Raw genomic sequence first — 16,524 nt, 5'->3', positions numbered from 1 at the left:
ATATACTAACCGCCGTTTTATCCCATCATGGCCGGCGCGGCGCCAACATTATAACGTTTAACTTTCATTTACCGGCCTTTTCACAGCCTGTTGCACTTTTCAGACAGCGCAAACCCTTATAAAATGAAACAATTTTGCAAGCTTTAAGCAGGCCGTCTGAAATAACGGCTTTGCGGGTTTCGCTAAAACTATTTGAATCACTGCTATACATTACATACCGAGAACACCATGACCGATTACAGCAAAACCGTCAATCTCCACGAATCGCCTTTTCCCATGCGCGGCAATCTCGCCAAGCGCGAACCGGCGTGGGTAAAAGATTGGCAGGATCAGCAACGCTACCAAAAACTGCGCCAAAAAGCCCAAGGCCGCCCGAAATTCATTCTGCACGACGGCCCGCCCTATGCCAACGGCGACATCCACATCGGTCATGCCGTCAACAAAATTCTGAAAGACATCATCATCCGCAGCAAAACGCTGGCCGGCTTCGACGCACCTTATGTACCGGGCTGGGACTGCCACGGCCTGCCGATTGAAGTGATGGTGGAAAAACTGCACGGCAAAAACATGCCCGATGCCAAGTTCCGCGAACTGTGCCGCGAATATGCCGCCGAACAGATTGCCCGCCAGAAAAAAGACTTCATCCGCTTAGGCGTACTCGGCGATTGGGGCAAGCCTTACCTGACCATGGATTTCAAAACCGAAGCCGACACCGTGCGTACCCTCGGCGAAATCTACAAAGCCGGCTACCTCTACCGCGGCGAAAAACCCGTACAGTTCTGCTTGGACTGCGGCTCTTCGCTGGCCGAAGCCGAAGTGGAATACAAAGACAAAGTATCGCCCGCTATCGACGTAGCCTATCCGTTCAAAGACAACGCCGCCCTTGCCCAAGCCTTCGGTTTGGGTACCCTCGACGGAGAAGCCTTTGCCGTGATTTGGACAACCACGCCGTGGACATTGCCCGCCAGCCAAGCCGTCAGCGCGGGCGCGGAAGTGGTTTACCAATTAATCGACACGCCCAAAGGCAAACTCGTACTCGCCAAAGATTTGGCCGAAGACGCTTTGAAACGCTACGGCTTTTCAGACGGCCAAACCCGAGTGCTGGCCGAAACCACCGGCGACAAGCTCGAAAACCTGCACATGAGCCATCCGTTTTTAGAGCGCGACATCCCCATGCTCAACGGCGAACACGTTACCACCGATGCCGGTACCGGCTTGGTTCACACCGCACCTTCGCACGGTTTGGAAGACTATTTTGTCTGCCTGAAATACAGCATCACGCTCGACAACCCCGTTAACAGCGAAGGCCGCTACCGCAGCGACGTGCCGCGCGTGGCCGGCTTAACCGTTTGGGAAGCCAACGCCGTGATTATCGAATGGCTGCAAGAAGAAAACAGACTGCTTTCCCACGCCAAAATCGAACACAGCTACGCCCATTGCTGGCGGCACAAAACCCCGCTGATTTACCGCGCCACCGGCCAATGGTTTATCGGCATGGACAAAGCCGGAGCCAGCGGCAAAAACCTGCGCAACAACGCGCTCAAAGCCGTGGACGATACCGAATTCTTCCCCTCATGGGGCCGCGCCCGCCTGCAAGCCATGATTGAAGGCCGCCCCGACTGGGTAGTGTCGCGCCAACGCTATTGGGGCACGCCGATGACCTTCTTCGTTCACAAAGAAACCGGCGAACTGCACCCGCGTTCCGCCGAGCTTTTGGAAGAAGTGGCCAAACGCATCGAAGAAAAAGGCATCGAAGCATGGTTTTCGCTGGATGCCGCCGAACTTTTGGGCGCGGAAGCCGAACAATACGAAAAACTCAAAGACACTATGGACGTATGGTTCGATTCCGGCAGCACCCACTTTTCCGTGCTGAAACAGCGCGACGAGCTGGCTTGGCCTGCCGACCTTTACCTCGAAGGCAGCGACCAGCACCGCGGCTGGTTCCAATCGTCCATGCTCACCGGCTGCGCATCAATGGGCCGCGCACCTTACAAACAACTGCTCACGCACGGTTTTGTGGTGGATCAAAACGGCAGAAAAATGTCCAAATCGCTGGGCAACGTTGTCGCTCCGCAAGAAGTGTATAACGAATTCGGTGCCGACATCCTGCGCTTGTGGACGGCCTCTACCGATTACAGCGGCGAATTGGCGATTTCTAAAGAAATCCTCAAACGCGTTACCGAAAGCTACCGCCGCATCCGTAACACCTTGAGCTTCCTGTTTGCCAACCTGAGTGATTTCCGCCCCATCGAGCATGCCGTGCCGCAAGACCAAATGGTGGAAATCGACCGCTACGCCTTGATTCTGGCGCGCCAACTGCAAGAGCGTTTGGCCGGCGATTACTACCCGCGTTATGCCTTTCACTTCGCCGTGAAAGACATCGTGAGCTTCTGTTCGGAAGACTTGGGCGCGTTCTACCTCGACATTCTGAAAGACCGCCTCTACACCACCCACACCGACAGCCACGCCCGCCGCAGCGCACAAACCGCGCTTTACCACATCACCCGCAGCTTGGTATTGCTGATTTCGCCGATTCTCTGCTTTACCGCAGAAGAAGCGTGGGACATCATCGGCGGCGGCGAAGAAGACAGCGTGCTGTTCCACACATGGCACGAATTCCCGCCCATCAACGAAAAGAGCGAAGCCGAACTCGTGAAAAAATGGCAAGCCGTCCGCCAAGTGCGCGAAGCGGCTACCGCCGCCATCGAGCCGTTGCGCACCGATAAAACCGTCGGTTCTTCTTTGCAGGCCGAAGTCGATATTACCGCTCCCGAAGATTTGGCGGGCTATCTGAAAATGCTCGGCGACGAATTGCGTTTTGTGTTGCTGGTGTCCAAAGCCACCGTTCACAAAGGCGAAGAGCTGGCGGTAACGGCCAAAGTGAGCAGCGGCGAAAAATGCGAACGTTGTTGGCACTACACCGACGATATTGGCGCGGTTGCCGAACATCCCACCATCTGCAAACGCTGTGCAGAAAATGTGGACGGCAAAGGCGAAGAACGCCACTACGCTTAATATCGTTATTTCTTTTGCTTGAATGAAAGATCAAGGAGGCCGTCTGAAAAAATATTTTCAGACGGCCTTTTTCAGATGGCCAAGTGTCTTGGTAAAGTTTGTTGCGATTCTCAATTTTTGTCTTAAAACCAAAACTACCGTCCACATCAAAACCTATTGGAGAACAACAGCTACGGGCGGATATATAATCCGCCCCTCCGAAAGTTGCACGCAGTTTAGAAGGTGTTTGTGAAACCTGAACAGTTCGTTTTAGCGAAACCTGCTTGGGGGAGGGGCGAAGTTCACAGGTTTCGTTTTCAGACGGCCTCAAGCTTCCTATCTTTATCGCATTGTTGTTATGTTCGAGTTTGACCCAAACATCGCTGCTTCAAGCTGTCGAAATTCAAGATACCCGAAACAAGCCCGAGATGAATAGTGAATCTGTAAACGATTTGGCACAGCATTGGCCCTCAAACAAAAGGCCGTCTGAAAATATTTTCAGACGGCCTTGATTGTGTATGCAGGGTTTAGCCTTTAGCGACACGTCTCCAATGGTGCAGCAGCGGTTCGGTATAGCCGTTCGGCTGTTCCGTGCCTTTAAACACTAAATCGCAGGCGGCGAGGAAGGCGGGGGAGGAGTCGAAACGGCCGACCATCGGCGTGTATGCCGCATCGCCTTCGTTTTGTTTGTCCACTACGCCGGCCATGCGTTCCAGCGTTTCGCGCACTTGCGCTTCGCTGACTACGCCGTGCAGCAGCCAGTTGGCGATGTGTTGGCTGGAAATGCGCAGGGTGGCGCGGTCTTCCATCAGGCCGACGTTGTGGATGTCGGGCACTTTCGAGCAGCCTACGCCTTGTTCCACCCAACGCACCACATAGCCGAGAATGCCTTGGCAGTTGTTGTCCAATTCTTGCTGGATGTCGGCGGCAGACCAGTTGCGTTCGGCGGCGAACGGAATGGTGAGCAGGTCGTCGGTGTAGTTTTTGGCGGGTTGTGCCAACAGGCTTTCTTGTACGTCAAACACGTTCACTTGGTGATAATGCATGGCGTGCAGGGTGGCGGCGGTGGGCGACGGCACCCAAGCGGTGGTGGCGCCTGATTTGGGGTGGCCGATTTTCTGCTTGAGCATTTCTGCCATCAGATCGGGCATCGCCCACATGCCTTTGCCGATTTGGGCTTTGCCGCGCAAGCCGCATTGCAGGCCGGTTTGGACGTTGCTTAATTCGTAGGCGTTGATCCATTTGCTGGCTTTCATGTCGCCTTTGCGAATGAACGCGCCGCCGTGCATGGAGGTGTGCATTTCGTCGCCGGTGCGGTCGAGGAAGCCGGTGTTGATGAATACGACGCGGTCTTTGGCGGCTTGGATACAGGCGGCGAGGTTGGCGGAAGTGCGGCGCTCTTCGTCCATAATGCCCATTTTCAGGGTGTTGCGCGGCAGTTTGCCCAAGTCTTCAAACGCGGCGAACAGTTCGTTGGCAAACGCGACTTCTTCGGGGCCGTGCATTTTCGGTTTCACGATATAGACGGAACCGGAACGGCTGTTTTTGTTTTCGCTGCGGTTGAGGTCAAACGGGGCGATTAAGGCGGTCATCACGCCGTCGAGAATGCCTTCGGGGATTTCGTTGCCGTCTGAATCGAGTACGGCGGGCGTGGTCATCAAGTGGCCGACGTTACGGATAAACAGCAGCGAGCGGCCGGGCAGTTTGAATTGACCGCTGCCGTCGGGTTTGGTGTATTCGCGGTCGGCATTGAGTTTGCGGGTGAAGGTTTTGCCGCCTTTTTCCACTTCTTCGGTGAGTGTGCCGTTCATCAGGCCGAGCCAGTTGGCGTACACCAATGCTTTGTCTTCGCCGTCGACAGCGGCTACGGAGTCTTCGCAGTCCATAATAGTGCTCAAGGCAGCTTCTAAGATGATGTCTTTCACGCCTGCCGGGTCTTGGCTGCCGATGGCGCTGTTTTTGTCGATTAAGATGTCGATGTGCAGGCCGTTGTGCAGGAACAGCAGGGAAGTCGGGGCTTCGGCGCTGCCGTTGTAGCCGACGAATAATTCGGGAGAGGCCAAGCCGCTCTCGCCGCCGTCTTTCAAGGTGGCTTTCAGACGGCCTTCAGCCACTTGGTAGGCGGTAACGTCTTTGTGGCTGCCGTTGGCGAGGGGTAGGCTGTTGTCGAGAAACTCGCGGGCGAAGGCAATCACGGCATCGCCGCGTTTTGGGTTGTAGCCTTTGCCGGGCGCCAAGTCGCCGCTTTGGTCAACGGCATCGGTGCCGTAAAGTGCGTCGTACAGGCTGCCCCAGCGGGCGTTGGCGGCGTTCAGGGCGTAGCGGGCGTTGTTGATCGGTACCACCAATTGCGGGCCGGCTTGCTCGGAAAGCTCGCGGTCTACATTTTGAGTAGAAATTTTGAATTCAGACGGCACATCAACCAAATAACCCAACTCTTTCAAAAACGCCTGATAAGCGGCTTCATCTTTAACCGCGCCGGCGTTTTGCTTGTGCCATGCGTCGATTTTGGCTTGGATTGCGTCGCGTTTTTCAAGCAGCGCGCGGTTGCGCGGGGCAAACTTTTGCACCAGCTCGGTGAAGCCTTGCCAAAATTCGGCGGATTTCACGTTGGGGTGTTTTGCCAATACTTCGTTTTCGATGAATTGATAGAGATGGTTGTCCACCTGCAAACCGGCGGCTTGGGTGTAGTTGTATGCCATGATGATTCTCCTGGAATTTTTTTCTGATGGGGCTTTGCGGCGCTCTTTGGGCAAAGCCAAACCGAAAATACCACTAATTGCAGGAATAATCCATAGTCCAAAGCCGTCTTTTTCGGCAAGAGGCCGTCTGAAAAAGCTTTTTATTCACAATCGGTTTCATCTGACTACACGCCGGTTTTGCTGAAACGGCTGCATCTTAGCGTTTCAGACGGCCTCAATCTTTGGAAACGGCAATCGTGTGTTTGATGTGCTTTAAATTCGCCACGATGGTGAAGGTCATGATTACCAGCAATGCCCAAGAGCTCCATTTGCTTACATGCACCATCGACCATACGCCGATTTGGTTGGGATAGCGCCAAACGCCCGCCAGCGTGCCGATGTTTTCCGCCAGCCAGATAAAGAAACCGATTAATACGAACGCCAGCAGCAAAGGCATTTTGCGGTAGGTGTCGTAAGGTTTGAAATACACGGTGGTGCGGGCATACAAGCCCAACACAAACGCCGCTAAATACCAACGGTAATCGCCGATATAGTGGTGGGTGAAGAAGTTGATGTAAATCGCGGAGGCTGCCAGCGTTGCCAGCCAGTAGGGCGGGTGGCTGGTAATCCTCAAATCCAGCAGCCGCCAAGCCTGAATGATGTAGCTGCCCACGGCGGCATACATAAATCCGGCAAACAGCGGCACGCCGAAGAGCTTGGTATAGCCGTCGTCGGGGTATGACCATGATTGGATGCTGCCCGAGGTTTTAAACACTTCCAATGCGAATCCGACGATGTGAAACAAGGTGATGGATTTGACCTCGTCCCACGTTTCCAGTTTGAAATACACCATCGCCGCCTGCACCGTTAAGGCGAATACCAGCAGCAAATCATAACGGCTGATGCCCAGCCAGCCGCCGCGCGGAATGGCAAACATCGCCACAAAAAACAGCCCTGCAAACAAACATGCACGGGCTTCTTTCAAACCGAAAAACCAAAATTCCGTTACAAACCGCCGCCCACCTTTCAAATCTGCGCGGTAAGGGTGGTCGATCAGCCAATCATCAAGTTTGCTCAACATTATGTTCAATTCAATGGTTAATTCATCGTTTCAGACGGCCTGAGACCTTTGCCAATGCCGTCTGAAACGGTATCCGCAAAGGTCTCAGCTTAGGGTTGGGTGTTAACAATTAAAGGTTGTCTTTCTGCGCCAAAATCTTACGGCTGCCGCCGACATCAGCGGGCGATACGACGCCTGCGTCTTCCAATGCCTGCATCAGGTTGGCGGCGCGGTTGTAGCCTACGCGAAGCTGCCGCTGCAGGGAGGAAATCGAGGTTTTGCGGGTTTCCAATACGAAGGCGACTGCTTGGTCGAACAATTCATCGCTGTTGGCGTTGGGGTTGACGACATTGGTGGTTTCCAAAGCCGCTTCACCGCTGAGCAGGCCTTCGATGTAGTCGGCGGGGGCTTGGCGTTTGACGTGGGCGACAATCTGGTGGACTTCGTCATCGGATACAAACGCGCCCTGCAGGCGGGTAGGCTCGGCGTTGCCGGGCTGTAGGAACAGCGAATCGCCGTATTTCAGCAGTTCGTCGGCACCCATCTGGTCGAGAATGGTGCGGCTGTCGATTTTGCTTTGCACGGTAAACGCCATGCGGGTGGGAATGTTGGCTTTAATCAGGCCGGTAACTACGTCCACGCTCGGGCGTTGGGTGGCGACAATCATGTGGATGCCGGCGGCGCGGGCTTTTTGGGCGAGGCGGGCGATTTGCTGCTCGACGGCTTTGCGCTCGGTCATCATCAAGTCGGCCAATTCGTCTATCACCACCACAATCATCGGCAGCTTTTCCAGCGGTTCGGGGTCGTCCGGATTCAGGCTGAACGGGTTGAGCAGCGGTTTGCCTGCTTCTTTGGCATCGGCCACTTTTTTGTTGAAGCCTTCGATATTGCGTACGCCCGCATGAGAGAGCAGGCGGTAGCGTTTTTCCATTTCGGCCACGCACCAGTTAAGTGCCTGACCTGCTTCGCGCATATCGGTAACTACGGGGCAGAGCAGGTGGGGAATGCCGTCATAAATGCTGAGTTCCAGCATTTTGGGGTCTATCATGATGAAGCGTACTTCTTCGGGCGTAGCTTTAAACAGAATCGACAAAATCATGGCGTTCACACCTACCGATTTACCCGAACCGGTCATGCCGCCGACCAATAAATGCGGCATTTTCGCCAAATCGCCGACCACGGGAATGCCGGCAATGTCTTTACCCAGCGCGACGGTGAGCTTGGATTTGGCATCGGTAAACACGGGCGATGAGAGGATTTCGCTCAGCATTACGTCTTGGCGGCGTTCGTTGGGCAGCTCGATGCCCATGGTGTTTTTGCCGGCAATGGTTTCGACAATCCGCACGGCCTGTAAAGACATCGAACGCGCCAAGTCTTTGGAAAGGTTGACAATCTGGCTGCCTTTCACGCCTTGAGCCGGTTCGATTTCAAAACGGGTAATCACCGGGCCGGATGTGGCGGAAACCACTTGCGCGCCGATGCCGAATTCCGCCAGCTTGGCTTCAATGCGTTCGGCGGTTTGTTGCAGCTTGTCGGGGTTGACCACAGGCGGCTCGCCTTGCGGCAGGCGCAGCAGGTGCAGCGAAGGTTTGGTGTATTCGCCGCTGTGCCGGTGTTCGGCCGCTTCGCCTTTTTCGTCGAACAAGGCGGGCTGGACGGGCGCGGGCGGGGCGACCGATACGGCCACTTTGCGGTTGCTGCTGGTGCCTTCGATTTGTTCTACCGGCTCGGCGGTGATGTTTTTCGCTTCACGCACCATGCGGCGGGTGGTTTTGGCATCGGGCAGGTCTTTGATGTATTTGTGCTCTTTGCGGGTGAGCTTCATCCAAAACCATTCCAGCTTGGCACCGGTTTTTTCAAGGACATCCAGCCACGAAACTTGTGCCAGCAGCGACAAGGCCAGCAGTAAAACCACGAGCATAATCAGCAGGCTGCCCGACGTGCCCAAGAGCCAGCTCAAGCCGCCTGCGGCAAACGAACCGACCAAACCGCCTGCGCCGACGGGCAGCGAATCATCGAGGCGCGTTTGGAAAGAAAACATTTCCAGTATCGGGCTGCACAGCAGCAATATGCCCAAAGCGGCGGCGGCAATCATGTGGTTATAAGGTTTGCGCTCGGGCGTGTGCAGCGGGCGGAAGTTTTTATAGAGAAACACGCAGGCGGCGACAATCCACCACCAAATGGATAAGCCGAAGAGGTAGTAGCCGATGTCGGCAAGGTAAGCGCCGAAGAGGCCGCCGAGGTTGTGCACGTCGTCGGAAGGCGGCACGCTGCGCGACCAAGCGGGGTCGTCCATCGTGAAGCTGGCCAAAGACAAAGTGATGTAAACGGTTGCCAGCAGGCCGAGCAGCCAAAAGGTGTCGTTGATGAGGTTGACGACATGCTGCGGGCGTTTTTTGGCGGCATTGTTTTTGGTAACACCTTTCGCACGGCGCGGTGGCTTGCTTTGGCGAAGCTCGCGCCGTTCGTTTTCAGACGGCCTCGTCGTGCGGGTGTTGGATTTTGCTGCGGTTTTTTCGGTGGTTTTCGGGGATTTTGTAGCCATAAACAATCGTATCTGGAGGCCGTCTGAAAGCAGGCTGTGAGCTGCCAAAAGATTCAGCGCGGCGGCAAAATGCAGTTTGACCGCCTCAATGCAGATTAAGTTTACCGATAAGGTGCATCAACTGCGGCGGCGGTGCGGAAAAAGCGAAATTATACAATAGATATGCTGTATGAAGGGCGGGATGGAAGTGTGCAGCGGGAAGAGGGGAAAAGCGGTTTCAGCCTGTGGCTTGGATGTGTCTTTTGTGATGCGGAATATCCGGCGTCGGCTGTGTGTGCAGATTTCAATTGCCAATATTAAAACAGCCGTATGCGGTGTTTGGCATACGGCTGTTTTGGTCATGCGGAGTTTATTCGGTTACGGTTTTGCGGATCAGTTTTTCCGCGTTGGCGAGCGTATTTTCCACTTCGCTAAACTCAATGCGGCTGCCTTTGACCAAAGCGCGGGTGTCGTTGAACACCACTTTCACATTGCCGTCGGTTTCGGTAACCAGCACGCGCAAGGGCAGGCGCAGGGCGAATTCGGGGTCTTTAACCATCAGAGGCGTACCGGCTTTCGGTGTGCCGAAGATGATGACTTTGGCCGGCTGCATGGTCAAACCGTTGTCACGCGCGGCGGCCTGGTGATCGACAACGGCAAATACGGTCATGCCTTTTTGCTTGATGGTGTTTTCAAGACGGCTGACGGTATCGTTGAAACTGTATTTGCTGGAAACGGTATGGGTGCTTTGCATAGTGTGTTTGCCGTGATGATGGTGGTTACGGCCGCCGTGGTGCGGTGTTTGGGCGCAGGCGGCAAGCGCTGCGGCGGCGAGGAGTGAGAGGGCGGTTTTTTGCAAATAGTTCATCATGGATTCCTTTTTAGATCGGGTTGGAAGCGGTAGGCGGGCAGAAATTCAATGACCGGCAAACCGCATACATAAAGGATACGGGTTGAAGGATACGGGTTGTTTGGCAAGATATTAAACGGTTTGCCCGATATTGTGTATCTAAAAACAGTTAGGCCGAAGTATGGCAGGGCAGATGGTATTCAGACGGCCTAAACCGTGTGTATCGATTAGGCCGTCTGAAAAGGCAGTGTGCAGTTTGGGTGTTTTTAGTTAGGAAATTCGGGCAAATCAGCGTTGGGTTTCCACCGCTTCCAGCGCGCGCAGAGCGTAAGTGTAGGCGGCTCCGGCGTTGAGCGAGATGGCGGTAGCCAATGCCCCGGCGATTTCGCTTTCGGTTGCACCTGCCTGAACGGCTTTCTCGGCATGAACGCTGATGCAGCTTTCGCAACGGGTCGTGATGGCAACGGCAATGGCGATCAGTTCGCGGGTTTTTTCGTCTAAAGCTTCCGCTGCGGCAGCCTGCTCCAGCGAACCGTAGGCTTGCAGCATTTTAGGATGGGATTTGCCTAAAGCGGCAAACGATTGTTTAACGTGCGCGGTATGTTCGGGCCAATTTTGAAACATGGTTTTGCCTCCTGTTTTGTGAATGAGTTTGGGTGGTTTGTGTTGTGTGTGTTTGGGAGAGGCTTATTTTACGGAAAATAGATTAGAATAATCTGCAAATCGTCTCAAATTTTAGTGTAAAAATGGATATTCTCGATAAATTGGTTGAATTGGCGCAAATCACGGGCAGCGTAAACGTGCAGTGCCGTTTTCAGGAAAACTGGTATGTGAGGCAGGAGCCGAAGCGGACGCAGGGCGTGGCGCATATCATAACCGGCGGGGAAGGCTATCTGAAAATCGACGGTGAAGAAGAAATCCGCTTATTGAAAGCGGGAGATGTGGTTTTCTTTCCCCGTATTGCCGGACACGTGATCAGCAGCAGGGAGGCTTGCGATAATGTGGACGATGCTCCCGATTGGGAGCAGAGCGGGGTATTTACGCTGAAAAAACGCGGCGCTCAAGGCAAAGCGTTGAATATGTTTTGCGCCCTTTTTGAATACGACCGCAAAGCAGACCTTATCGACAGCCTGCCCGAAACTGTGCATGTGGGCATGGCACATACTGCGCTGGATTCGCTGGTCGGCATGTTGAAATACGAAGCGGAGCAGGCGGAAAAAGGTTCGGCAACGGTGGTTAACGCTTTATCTTCGGTGCTGCTGGTTTTGCTGATGCGTACCTATTTGAATCAGGAAGAGAAAACCATCCACATCGGCACGCTCAACGGCTGGTATCACCCGCGTCTGCGCGGCGTAGTGCAGGCAGTGCTCGCCGCTCCTGAAAAAGCGTGGAGCATTCAGGATATGGTGGACGTGGCCAATGTATCGAGAGCGCAGTTGATGCGCTTGTTTAAGCAGCAAATCGGCGTCAGCCCCCATGCTTTTGTCAATAATATCCGTTTGCAGCAGGCGGCCGTGTTGTTGAAACGTTCGGCAGATTCGATATTGTCTGTGGCATTGTCGGTAGGGTTTCAGTCGGAAACGCATTTCGGTAAAGTGTTTAAAAAGCAATACGGTATCTCTCCGGGGCAATACAGAAAAGACGGCAATCAGTTGGAAAGTGAAGTGTGAAACTGCAGGCAGTTTCAGAAGCCCAAAGAAAAACGGCTGCATCATGCAGCCGTTTTATATTGCTCAATAGCAAAGATACGAAATGTAGGAATTAGTTGGAACCTACTTTAATTTTCTGCCACAAGCTTACGGTCAGTTTTTTCGCATCGTTATCCATTTGCGGCATGACGAAACCGTTTTTCACATCATCCGCATTCGGGAAAATCGAGCGGGTGGCTACCAAAGCCGGATCCATTTTCTCGCGGGCAGGAAGGCTGGCCGGTGCGAAAGTAACCGCATTGCCGTTTTTCGCAGCAATTTCCGGATCTAGTGTGTAGTTGATGTATTTGTGGGCGTTGGCCACGTTTTTGGCGTCGGCAGGAATCAACCAAGATTCAATCCAGAAGCCCATGCCTTTCGGGGTGAGCACTTCGATGCCTACATTGTTTTTCACTTCTTCCGAACGTGCTTTCGCCATGTTCAAATCACCGCCGTTACCGGCTGCCAAGCATACGTCGCCGCGAGCCAACTCGTCGATAACCGAGGGGCTGAAACGTTTTACGTCGGGGCGGATGGCTTGCAAAGTCGCTGCGGCGGCTTTGATGTCGTCCGCGCTGGTGCCTTTCGGGTCTTTACCCAAGTAGTTCAATACGATGGGGAACATTTCGCTCGGAGTATCCCACAAAGCGATGCCGCAAGATTTCAGTTTGTTGGTGTATTCGGGTTTGAACAGCAAGTCCCAGCTGTTTTCGGGCAATTGGCCGCCCAACACTTCTTTGCCTTTGGCAGTAATGGCCAAAGTATTCACGCCGGAGAAATAGGGCACGGCGTATTCGTTGTCGGGGTCGGCGGTTTCCAACATTTTCAGCATGTCGGGATCGATGTTTTTATAGTTCGGAATCAAATCCTTGTGGATTTTTTGGTAAGCACCGGCCTGAATTTGACGCGGCAGGAAGGCGATGCCCGGCACTACCAAGTCGTAACCTGATTTACCGGTTAACACTTTGGCTTCCAGTGCTTCATTGTTTTCGTAGAGGTCGTAAGTCAGCTTCAGGTTGTTGGCTTTTTTGAAGTCTTCAACCGTGCTTTCGTCCACATAGTTAGACCAGTTGTAGATGTTGAGTGTGTCGGTTGCGGGCAGGCCGGCATTGGCAGCAGCGGCAGAGCCTGCATCTGCTTGAGGTTGGGCGGGTTTCTGCTCGCTTTGTCCGCCGCAGGCTGCCAGTGAGAAGGCGGCGATAACGGCTAATACTGATTTTTTCATACGGGTTGTTTTCCTGATGAAAGAGTTGAAATGAAAAAAGGCCGCAGCCCCATATAAACCCCGGCGGCGGCGCGGGGCGTATTGTAATGTAATGCTTAATAAAAATCAAAGTGATATGGCTCGAAACGCGCGGGGAGTAGGGGAGGGCTGCCGGGGTTTTGATAAAAACCTGTCTGATGTAGCATATTTATGCGTGATGTATGGCTTGCAAGATTGTTTAATGCAATGATCTGTATGATTTTTTTTGTTTGGTGATTATGCTGCTTGGCTTTTAGCTGAATCTCTAAACTGCTAAAAAGGCTGATTAACGGCTTGAGGCCGTCTGAAAACCTGCGAAGGCAAAAATCAAGTGTCGGCTTGTCGTTTTCCATCCAACTTTTCTTATTGCCATTCATAGATTTTGCGTAAAACGCTTGCGTATGGAGTGCTAAGTCTTTAAAATTGCGCGTTTACGAAATTAAATTTTGATTTTTATCAGGAGATATTCAATATGGCAAACAGCGCACAAGCCCGCAAGCGTGCCCGCCAGTCGGTTAAACAACGTGCCCACAACGCCAGCCAGCGTACTGCTTTCCGCACTGCGGTTAAGAAAGTTCTGAAAGCTGTCGAAGCGGGTGACAAAGCCGCTGCCCAAGCAGTATTCCAAGAGTCTGTAAAAGTTATCGACCGCATTGCCGACAAAGGCGTTTACCACAAAAACAAAGCAGCCCGCCATAAGAGCCGCCTGTCTGCAAAAATTAAAGCGTTGGCTTAATTCGGCAAACGGCAGCTTTTTGCCGCAGCAAGAAGCAGATGCTTGTTTATTACATTGAATGCCCCGGAAAGCGGTAACGGTTTCTCGGGGCATTTGCTTGTGTATTTCGGCGTGCATGACGTGCATGATATGTGCCGCCGCAGCTTGTATGCGGGGCGTCTGAATTTTTAGGAAAAGCCTACAAAGCCCGTTTTCAGACGGCCTATGCGGTGAAAGCCGCCCAAACAGGTAATGAAGAGATGTTGAAGAAACACGTTTTTTTGATGTCCGGCATGGCAGCGGTTGCCACTGCCCCCGCTTTTTCATCCGGTAATGAAGCGTTGCAGTGTACGTTGATACAGGACAACGCTTTACGGCTGGCATGTTTTGATAAAGTGTATGCCGCCCAGTTCCCGCCGCAAATGCCGCCGACTCCTGCCGAGCAGCCGCCCAAATCAGTCGATTTGGTGAAAACGGTGGATCAAAGTTTGGCTAAGAAAGAGGCCGCCATTGTGTTCAGTAAGCCGGTTTCATCCGGTACGGAGCCGACCGAAACCCTGCTGGATGCCGCAGACGCTTATACGCCTCTGAGTCTGATGTACGATTTGGATCAAAACGATGCGCGCGGCGTGCTGTCGGTGCGCGAACACAATCCGATGTACCTGTTGCCCGCTTGGTATAACAGCAGCCCGAATTACCGCCCTTCATCCAAAACGCGCGGAGTGGCCAACGACCCGCGGGCGAGAGACCAAAAGCGTCTTGAAACCAAAATGCAGGTGTCGTTTAAAACCAAGCTGATGGAAGACGTATTCAGCACTCGTTCCGACCTTTGGTTCGGCTATACGCAAAATGCCCATTGGCAGGTGTGGAGCCAAGGCGAAAAATCCGCGCCGTTCCGCAACAACGATTATCAGCCTGAATTTTTCATTACCCAGCCCGTAAAAGCCGATTTGCCCGCAGGCGGTAAGCTGCGCATGGTGGGTTTGGGTTTGGTACATCAATCAAACGGCCAAAGCCGCCCGCTGTCGCGCTCGTGGAACCGTGTGTACGGCATGGCGGGTTTGGAGTGGGGCAAGTTAACCGTCATTCCCCGCGTATGGGTGAGAGCTTTCGACCAAAGCGGTGAAAAAGATGATAACCCCGACATTTCCGATTATATGGGCTACGGCGATTTGAAACTGCAATACCGGTTTAACGACAAGCAAACCGTAGCCACCACCATGCGCTACAACCCCAAAACCGGCAAAGGCAGCGTTCAGGCCGATTACACATTCCCGCTTAAAGGCAAACTCAAGGCTTATGTGCAGGGATTCCACGGTTACGGCGAGAGCTTGCTCGACTATAACCACAAGCACAACAGCGTAGGCTTCGGCGTGATGTTAAACGATTGGGACGGCTTTTAACGCGGTTTGATGTGCCAAACCATGATTGAAACGCGTTTTGCATTGCGAAAACCGGCACGTATTTTATCGTGCGGCACTCGTTTATTGCAGCGCTAGCGCGTATAATGCCGCGCTTGGGCAAGATTAATTACCTGAATGGAACAGAATGATGGCCAAAAATGCAACGGAAAGCGGCAAACTCGGTAAGGCATTGAAAAAATACCTGATTACCGGTGTTTTGGTGTGGCTGCCGATTGCAGTGACATTATGGGTGATTACTTATATCGTATCTGCGTCCGACCAATTGCTTAACCTACTGCCGGCGCATTGGCAGCCCAAGCATTTTCTCGGTTTCAATATCCCCGGCTTGGGCGTGATTGTGACCATGCTGGCTCTGTTCATCACCGGCCTGTTTGGTGCGAACGTAATCGGCAAGCAGATGATTGCCGCGTGGGATCATTTGCTCGGCCGTATTCCCGTTGTGAAATCGATTTATTCCAGCGTGAAGAAAGTGTCGGAATCTTTATTGTCCGACAACAGCCGTTCTTTCAAAACCCCCGTGCTCGTGCCTTTCCCGCAGCCCGATATTTGGACGATTGCCTTCGTATCGGGCAGTATCCCTGAGTCGATAGTGCAGCATTTGGAGGGTGAAGAATACGTTTCCGTATATGTGCCGACCACGCCGAACCCGACCGGCGGTTATTACATTATGGTTAAAAAAAGCGATATCCGCGAACTGGATATGAGCGTGGACGACGCTCTGAAATATGTGATTTCGCTCGGCATGGTGTTGCCCAGCGAGCCATTTGCAAAAAATTTACTCGAAAAGCCTATAGAAGAATAAATAATAGATAAGGTGAGGATTGATGAAACACATTTTACTGTTGGGTTGTGTTGGTTTGGCCTTAGCGTCGCCTGCTTACTCTGAAACAGATAATACGGTAATTAATTCAAAAGGTGAGCCGGTGTATTTGTTTGAATGGATGAAGCAACCGGAGTTTAAGAAGTTATGGCTAAAACAAGTTTGGCAATATACGCCTAAAGCTCCGATGAATCGTTGGGTGCGAGATATGTCAGGGCCAATGCCGCCTTTGGAGAGAGTAAAGATTGGCGGTAAGGAGTATTATGCAACAGAGATGTGTCAGCCACATAATTGCCTGGATAATAAAATTGGTATTTTAACCAATAAAAAGCAAATATTTGCTTATCATGTGATTGAACATGAAGCTAATGCTTCTGCGAAAAGGTTTGTCGAAACTTATACCTACGGTAAACCCAACGTTGAGCAGTTGCATTATTTGAAAACAAGACTTGAGTAATTTATGCCTGTTTGACAACCATTCAGACGGCTTGAATCATTAATTAAATTAAAACAAATCAACAAGGT

13 protein-coding genes are annotated in these 16,524 nt (G+C 52.7%); 6 read left to right on the top strand and 7 right to left on the bottom strand.

Annotated elements, in window-relative coordinates; translation table 11 throughout:
• Positions 1–228: 228 nt before the first annotated feature.
• The gene (gene ileS, locus LVJ85_RS11210; RefSeq protein WP_244739880.1) at positions 229–3,015 is read left to right on the top strand and encodes an isoleucine--tRNA ligase; all 2,787 of its coding nucleotides are present in this window, start codon (positions 229–231) and stop codon (positions 3,013–3,015) included.
• Positions 3,016–3,521: 506 nt separating this feature from the next.
• On the opposite strand, the gene LVJ85_RS11205 is transcribed toward ileS, so the two are convergent.
• The 5 genes from LVJ85_RS11205 to LVJ85_RS11185 form a co-directional block, all read right to left on the bottom strand.
• A complete protein-coding gene (locus tag LVJ85_RS11205) occupies positions 3,522–5,696 on the bottom strand; it encodes a malate synthase G (protein WP_244739879.1) in 2,175 nt (724 codons plus the stop codon).
• Positions 5,697–5,910: 214 nt separating this feature from the next.
• The gene (locus LVJ85_RS11200; protein ID WP_244739878.1) at positions 5,911–6,756 is read right to left on the bottom strand and encodes a DUF817 domain-containing protein; all 846 of its coding nucleotides are present in this window, start codon (positions 6,754–6,756) and stop codon (positions 5,911–5,913) included.
• A 109-nt stretch (positions 6,757–6,865) separates the two neighbouring features.
• Positions 6,866–9,280, bottom strand: a complete 2,415-nt coding sequence (locus LVJ85_RS11195; RefSeq protein WP_244739877.1) for a DNA translocase FtsK — start codon at positions 9,278–9,280, stop codon at positions 6,866–6,868.
• A 349-nt stretch (positions 9,281–9,629) separates the two neighbouring features.
• Entirely contained in the window at positions 9,630–10,130 is a 501-nt protein-coding gene (locus LVJ85_RS11190) for a DUF302 domain-containing protein (RefSeq protein WP_244739876.1), read from the bottom strand.
• Positions 10,131–10,397: 267 nt separating this feature from the next.
• Complete coding sequence (locus LVJ85_RS11185) at positions 10,398–10,733, bottom strand: carboxymuconolactone decarboxylase family protein (protein ID WP_085364095.1); 336 nt, start codon at positions 10,731–10,733, stop codon at positions 10,398–10,400.
• A gap of 122 nt (positions 10,734–10,855) precedes the next feature.
• Between LVJ85_RS11185 and LVJ85_RS11180 the strand changes: the two genes are divergently transcribed.
• Positions 10,856–11,779, top strand: a complete 924-nt coding sequence (locus LVJ85_RS11180) for an AraC family transcriptional regulator (protein WP_244739875.1) — start codon at positions 10,856–10,858, stop codon at positions 11,777–11,779.
• A gap of 91 nt (positions 11,780–11,870) precedes the next feature.
• Here LVJ85_RS11180 and LVJ85_RS11175 read toward each other — a convergent pair whose 3' ends face one another.
• A complete protein-coding gene (locus LVJ85_RS11175) occupies positions 11,871–13,022 on the bottom strand; it encodes an extracellular solute-binding protein (RefSeq protein ID WP_244739874.1) in 1,152 nt (383 codons plus the stop codon).
• Positions 13,023–13,117: 95 nt separating this feature from the next.
• Positions 13,118–13,393 (bottom strand): hypothetical protein, encoded by a 276-nt coding sequence (locus LVJ85_RS11170; RefSeq protein WP_244739873.1) that lies wholly within the window; start codon positions 13,391–13,393, stop codon positions 13,118–13,120.
• A 119-nt stretch (positions 13,394–13,512) separates the two neighbouring features.
• On the opposite strand from LVJ85_RS11170, the gene rpsT reads away from it, so the two are divergent.
• The 4 genes from rpsT to LVJ85_RS11150 all read left to right on the top strand — a co-directional run bounded on the left by rpsT (position 13,513) and on the right by LVJ85_RS11150 (position 16,456).
• Positions 13,513–13,776: a 30S ribosomal protein S20 gene (gene rpsT, locus LVJ85_RS11165; protein WP_085364092.1), complete on the top strand. Its 264-nt coding sequence runs from the start codon at positions 13,513–13,515 to the stop codon at positions 13,774–13,776.
• Positions 13,777–14,015: 239 nt separating this feature from the next.
• The gene (locus LVJ85_RS11160; protein ID WP_370686959.1) at positions 14,016–15,158 is read left to right on the top strand and encodes a phospholipase A; all 1,143 of its coding nucleotides are present in this window, start codon (positions 14,016–14,018) and stop codon (positions 15,156–15,158) included.
• 148 nt (positions 15,159–15,306) lie between these two features.
• Complete coding sequence (locus tag LVJ85_RS11155; protein WP_244743195.1) at positions 15,307–15,981, top strand: DUF502 domain-containing protein; 675 nt, start codon at positions 15,307–15,309, stop codon at positions 15,979–15,981.
• A 22-nt stretch (positions 15,982–16,003) separates the two neighbouring features.
• On the top strand, positions 16,004–16,456 hold the full coding sequence (locus LVJ85_RS11150; RefSeq protein ID WP_244739872.1) for an Ivy family c-type lysozyme inhibitor: 453 nt from the start codon (positions 16,004–16,006) through the stop codon (positions 16,454–16,456).
• Positions 16,457–16,524: the final 68 nt, after the last annotated feature.

It is taken from the genome of Neisseria sp. Dent CA1/247 (assembly GCF_022870825.1).
Lineage (GTDB): Bacteria > Pseudomonadota > Gammaproteobacteria > Burkholderiales > Neisseriaceae > Neisseria > Neisseria zoodegmatis.
Note: the sequence above shows the minus strand (reverse complement) of the source record. Positions and strands in the feature narration are given on the sequence as shown.